Consider the following 5,315-nt stretch of genomic DNA (forward strand, 5'->3'; position numbering starts at 1 on the left):
CCCCCTCCCCCCCCCCCCCCCCCCCCTCCCCCAACCCCCCCCCCCCCCCCCCCCCCCCCCCCCCCCCCCCCCCCCCCCCCCCCCCCCCCCCCCCCCCACAGGGGATTTGCTTACCCTTACATCCACCCGTACTCCGCCATCGAAAGCGGATCACCTTCACCGATGATGAAGTGGTCAAGCACCCTTACATCAATCAGCTCCAGTGCCTTTTGCAAGCGCTTGGTCAGCAACCGATCGGCCTGGCTGGGCGTGGTATTACCCGACGGATGGTTGTGGCACAGGATCAAGGCCGCCGCGTTGTTCGCCAACGCGCGCTTGACCACTTCTCGCGGATGAACGCTGGTGTTGTCGATGGAGCCGCGAAACAGCGCTTCAAAGGTCAGGACCTTGTGCTTTGAGTCCAGAAACAGGCAGCCGAACACCTCGTGAGGCTCATGGCGCAACATTGCTTTCAAGTAATCACGAACCGCGCCTGGGTTCTCCAGCGTCGGTTTTTGCCGCGCCCGTTCAGCCAAATGTCGCCGGCTCATTTCCTGCGCCGCCTGCAGCTGGGCGAATTTTGCCGGGCCAAGCCCTAAATGGCTGCTGAACGTGGCTTGATCGGCCTCGAGTAGCGAACGCAGGCTACCGAACTGAGCCAACAGGTGCCGCGCCAGGTCCACCGCACTTTTACCGGCCACACCAATTCGTAAGAAAATCGCCAGCAACTCGGCGTCTGAAAGACTCGAGGCCCCCAGCTGTAACAACCTTTCCCGCGGCCGCTCCGCCGCTGGCCAATCGCGAATACTCATAGCACCTCCCTGTCTGTGGGCGCCGCTGTTCCGTTGCGGTCGCTGTGATATCGTAGCCCATCTTTTTTGCGGGCGAATTCACCCTGGGGAGGGGGTTTCGCTACGTATGTCACCAACGAATTGAAAGGCAGATCTATGCAGCGGCTGTATCGGAAACGCATTGTTCTGGGCGTCGGCGGCGGCATTGCCGCCTACAAGAGCGCCGATCTGGTTCGCCGCCTGATGGACCAGGGCGCCGAAGTGCGCGTGGTCATGACCCGTGGCGGTGCCGAGTTCATCACCCCCCTGACCATGCAGGCCCTGTCCGGGCACCCTGTGCACCTGGACCTGCTGGACCCGGCGGCCGAAGCAGCCATGGGCCACATCGAACTGGCCAAATGGGCCGATCTGGTGCTGATCGCCCCCGCCACCGCCGACCTGATTGCCCGGCTGGCCCAAGGCATTGCCGATGACCTGCTGACCACGCTGGTGCTGGCCACCGACGCCGTGGTCGCCGTTGCCCCGGCGATGAACCAGGCCATGTGGCGCGACCCGGCCACCCAAGCCAACCTGCAAACCCTTGAAAGCCGCGACCTGAAAGTCTTCGGCCCGGCCTCCGGCAGCCAGGCCTGTGGCGATGTCGGCCTGGGACGCATGCTCGAAGCCACTGACCTGGCCCAGCTTGCCGCAGACTGTTTCCAGCGTCAGGCACTGACCGGCAAACACGTGCTGATTACCGCGGGTCCGACTCAGGAAAACATCGATCCGGTACGCTACATCACCAACCACAGCTCCGGGAAAATGGGCTTCGCCCTGGCCGAAGCGGCGGTGGAAGCCGGTGCCCGCGTGACCCTGATCACTGGCCCGGTGCACCTGCCGACCCCGGATCGCGTTACCCGCATCGACGTGGTCAGCGCCCGCGACATGCTCGCGGCCTGTGAAGCCGCGATCCCCTGCGACCTGTTCATTGCCTCGGCAGCGGTCGCGGATTACCGCCCGGAAGTCGTAGCACCACAGAAACTCAAGAAAGATCCTACGAACGGCGACGGCTTGTTGCTGCAAATGGTGCGCAACCCGGACATCCTGGCCAGCATCGCCACGCGCCCAGACCGCCCATTCAGTGTCGGCTTCGCGGCTGAAACCGAACACCTGCTCGACTACGCTGCCCGCAAGCTGAAAGACAAGAACCTCGATTTGATCGTCGCCAACGACGTTGCCAACCCGAGCATCGGCTTCAACAGCGAAGAAAACGCCTGCAGCGTGATCGATCGCGACCTTCACGCCACACTTTTCGCCCAGACCAGCAAGAGCAAGATTGCTCGCCAGCTGATCACTTTCATCGCTGAACGACTGAACCAGGTTTAATTTACATGCACGCTTTGCAAGCCAAGATCCTCGACCCTCGCATCGGTACCGAATTCCCGTTGCCGCAATACGCCACCCCAGGCTCCGCCGGCCTCGACCTGCGCGCCATGCTGGAAAAAGACATCGTAATCAAACCGGGCGAGACCGTGCTGATCCCCACCGGGCTGTCGGTTTATATCGGTGACCCGAACCTCGCGGCGCTGATCCTCCCGCGCTCTGGCCTGGGCCATAAGCACGGCATCGTGCTGGGCAACCTGGTCGGCCTGATCGATTCCGACTACCAGGGCCCATTGATGGTCTCGTGCTGGAACCGCGGCCAGACCGATTTCACCATGGTCGTTGGCGAACGCCTGGCGCAACTGGTGCTGGTGCCGGTAGTGCAGGCGCATTTCGAGATGGTCGAAGAGTTCGTCGAGACCCAGCGCGGCACTGGCGGCTTCGGTCACTCCGGCAGCCACTGATCTGAAACGCAATATCCCTGTAGGAGCCTCATTGGCCGGCCAAAAAGCTGTCGACATTGCTGGCATGGCCTTTTCGCACCACGAACTCTCTGTGAAAAACGCCGTCATACCTTCCAGTTTGAGCCTGCCGGCGAATGATTCGCCGGCAGGTCCAGCCACTTTCGAGATGGAGCATTTCCACAGATGAGCACCCCAACCCGCATCGCCCCCAAGTTCCCTGACAGCATTTTCCGCGCCTACGACATTCGTGGCACCGTCCCGGAATTCCTGAATGCTGAAACGGCTTACTGGCTCGGCCGCGCCATCGGTGCCCAGAGCCTGGCCCAGAATGAACCCAATGTTTCCGTCGGCCGTGACGGCCGCCTTTCCGGCCCGGAACTGGTGGAGCAATTGATCCAGGGCCTGGCCGACAGCGGCTGCCATGTCAGCGACGTCGGCCTGGTGCCAACCCCCGCGCTGTACTACGCCGCCAACGTACTGGCCGGTAAATCCGGTGTGATGCTGACCGGCAGCCACAACCCGTCGAACTACAACGGCTTCAAGATCGTCATCGCCGGCGACACCCTGGCAAACGAGCAGATCCAGGCCCTGCACGACCGCCTCAAGAACAACGACCTGAGCAGCGGCAAAGGCAGCATCACCAAGGTCGAGATCCTCGACCGCTACACCACCGAAATCGTCCAGGACATCAAACTGGCTCGACGCCTGAAGGTCGTGGTGGATTGCGGCAACGGAGCCGCCGGTGTGATTGCCCCACAACTGATCGAAGCCCTGAACTGCGAAGTCATCCCGCTGTTCTGCGAAGTCGACGGCAATTTCCCGAACCACCACCCGGACCCGGGCAAGCTGGAAAACCTGGTCGACCTGATCGCCAAGGTCAAGGAAACCAACGCCGACATCGGCCTGGCCTTCGACGGCGACGGCGACCGCGTCGGCGTAGTCACCAACACCGGCAGCGTCGTGTTCCCGGACCGCCTGCTGATGCTGTTCGCCAAGGATGTGGTAGCACGCAACCCGGACGCGGAAATCATCTTCGACGTCAAATGCACCCGCCGCCTGATCCCGCTGATCAAGGAATACGGTGGTCGTCCGCTAATGTGGAAGACCGGTCATTCGTTGATCAAAAAGAAAATGAAACAATCCGGCGCCCTGTTGGCCGGCGAAATGAGCGGGCACATCTTCTTCAAGGAGCGCTGGTTCGGTTTCGACGACGGCATTTATAGCGCCGCAAGGTTGCTGGAAATCCTCAGCAAGGAGAAATCGTCGGCCGAAGAGCTGTTCGCGACCTTCCCGAACGATATTTCTACGCCGGAAATCAATATCCATGTGACCGAAGAGAGCAAATTCAGCATCATTGATGCATTGCACGACGCGCAGTGGGGCGCAGGCGCCGACCTGACCACCATTGACGGCGTGCGAGTCGACTATGCCAAAGGCTGGGGCCTGGTTCGCGCCTCCAACACCACACCGGTGCTGGTGCTGCGCTTCGAGGCCGATGACGAGGCTGAATTGCAGCGCATCAAAGACGTTTTCCATGTCCAGTTGAAGCGTGTTGCACCTGATCTCCAACTACCGTTCTGATTCACCCGGAGCCCTGAATGACCCTCGAACGCGAAGCCGCCGCCAACACCGCCAAGGTCCTGTCCGAAGCGCTGCCTTACATTCGCCGCTATGTCGGCAAGACACTGGTGATTAAATACGGCGGCAACGCGATGGAAAGCGAGGAGCTGAAAACCGGCTTCGCCCGCGACATCGTGCTGATGAAAGCCGTGGGCATCAACCCGGTGGTGGTTCACGGCGGTGGCCCGCAAATCGGAGATCTGCTCAAGCGCCTGTCGATCGAGAGCCACTTTGTCGACGGCATGCGCGTCACTGACGCCGCCACCATGGATGTGGTGGAAATGGTCCTCGGCGGCCAGGTCAACAAGGACATCGTCAATCTGATCAACCGTCACGGCGGCAGCGCCATCGGTCTGACCGGCAAAGACGCCGAGCTGATTCGTGCGAAGAAGCTGACCGTTACCCGCCAAACGCCAGAAATGACGCAGCCGGAAATCATCGACATCGGTCACGTTGGCGAAGTGGTCGGCATCAACACCGACCTGCTGAACCTGCTGGTCAAAGGCGACTTCATCCCGGTGATTGCGCCAATCGGCGTTGGCGCCAACGGCGAGTCGTACAACATCAACGCTGACCTGGTGGCCGGCAAGGTGGCCGAAGCGCTGAAAGCCGAGAAGCTGATGCTGCTGACCAACATCGCCGGCCTGATGGACAAGTCGGGCAAGGTCCTGACCGGCCTGAGCACTCAGCAGGTCGACGATCTGATCGCCGACGGCACTATCTATGGCGGCATGCTGCCGAAGATCCGCTGCGCACTGGAAGCGGTCCAGGGTGGTGTGGGCAGCTCGCTGATCATCGACGGTCGCGTGCCGAATGCGATCCTGCTGGAGATCTTCACCGATACTGGCGTGGGCACCTTGATCAGCAATCGCAAGCGTCACTAAGCGATAGTGCATACGAAAAGACCCCGCTCAGCCTGGCTGAGCGGGGTCTTTTTTTGACCGCTGCCCCTGTGGGTATCGTCAATTGTGGCGAGGGAGCTTGCTCCCTCCCCACAAAAGCCCTCAAAAAAGGGATTTCGGTTGCCCGCCGAACTGGGGGTAGTAGGCTTCAACGGTCGGCAAAGGTTGCTTTAGCTGCGGATCGTCCGACAGGAATT

The 5,315-nt window shown here is 61.3% G+C and carries 4 protein-coding genes and 1 pseudogene; 4 read left to right on the forward strand and 1 reads right to left on the reverse strand.

Going from position 1 to position 5,315, the window contains the following annotated elements:
• Positions 1-116: 116 nt before the first annotated feature.
• Positions 117-791 (reverse strand): RadC family protein, encoded by a 675-nt coding sequence (radC, locus tag ACSFE6_RS30915; RefSeq protein ID WP_435431169.1) that lies wholly within the window; start codon positions 789-791, stop codon positions 117-119.
• A gap of 135 nt (positions 792-926) precedes the next feature.
• On the opposite strand from radC, the gene coaBC reads away from it, so the two are divergent.
• The 4 genes and pseudogenes from coaBC to argB all read left to right on the forward strand — a co-directional run bounded on the left by coaBC (position 927) and on the right by argB (position 5,100).
• Positions 927-2,135, forward strand: a complete 1,209-nt coding sequence (gene coaBC / locus ACSFE6_RS30920) for a bifunctional phosphopantothenoylcysteine decarboxylase/phosphopantothenate--cysteine ligase CoaBC (protein WP_435431170.1) — start codon at positions 927-929, stop codon at positions 2,133-2,135.
• A gap of 5 nt (positions 2,136-2,140) precedes the next feature.
• Positions 2,141-2,596 carry a dUTP diphosphatase gene (gene dut, locus ACSFE6_RS30925; RefSeq protein WP_137807175.1) on the forward strand — a complete coding sequence of 152 codons (456 nt, stop codon included), beginning with the start codon at positions 2,141-2,143 and terminating at the stop codon, positions 2,594-2,596.
• 177 nt (positions 2,597-2,773) lie between these two features.
• Positions 2,774-4,177: pseudogene (locus tag ACSFE6_RS30930) on the forward strand (phosphomannomutase/phosphoglucomutase); the annotation flags it as partial.
• A 17-nt stretch (positions 4,178-4,194) separates the two neighbouring features.
• On the forward strand, positions 4,195-5,100 hold the full coding sequence (argB, locus tag ACSFE6_RS30935) for an acetylglutamate kinase (RefSeq protein ID WP_095194424.1): 906 nt from the start codon (positions 4,195-4,197) through the stop codon (positions 5,098-5,100).
• Positions 5,101-5,315: the final 215 nt, after the last annotated feature.

Origin of the sequence: Pseudomonas baetica (assembly GCF_051216495.1) — a bacterium.
In the GTDB taxonomy this organism is placed as follows: Bacteria; Pseudomonadota; Gammaproteobacteria; order Pseudomonadales; family Pseudomonadaceae; genus Aquipseudomonas; species Aquipseudomonas baetica_B.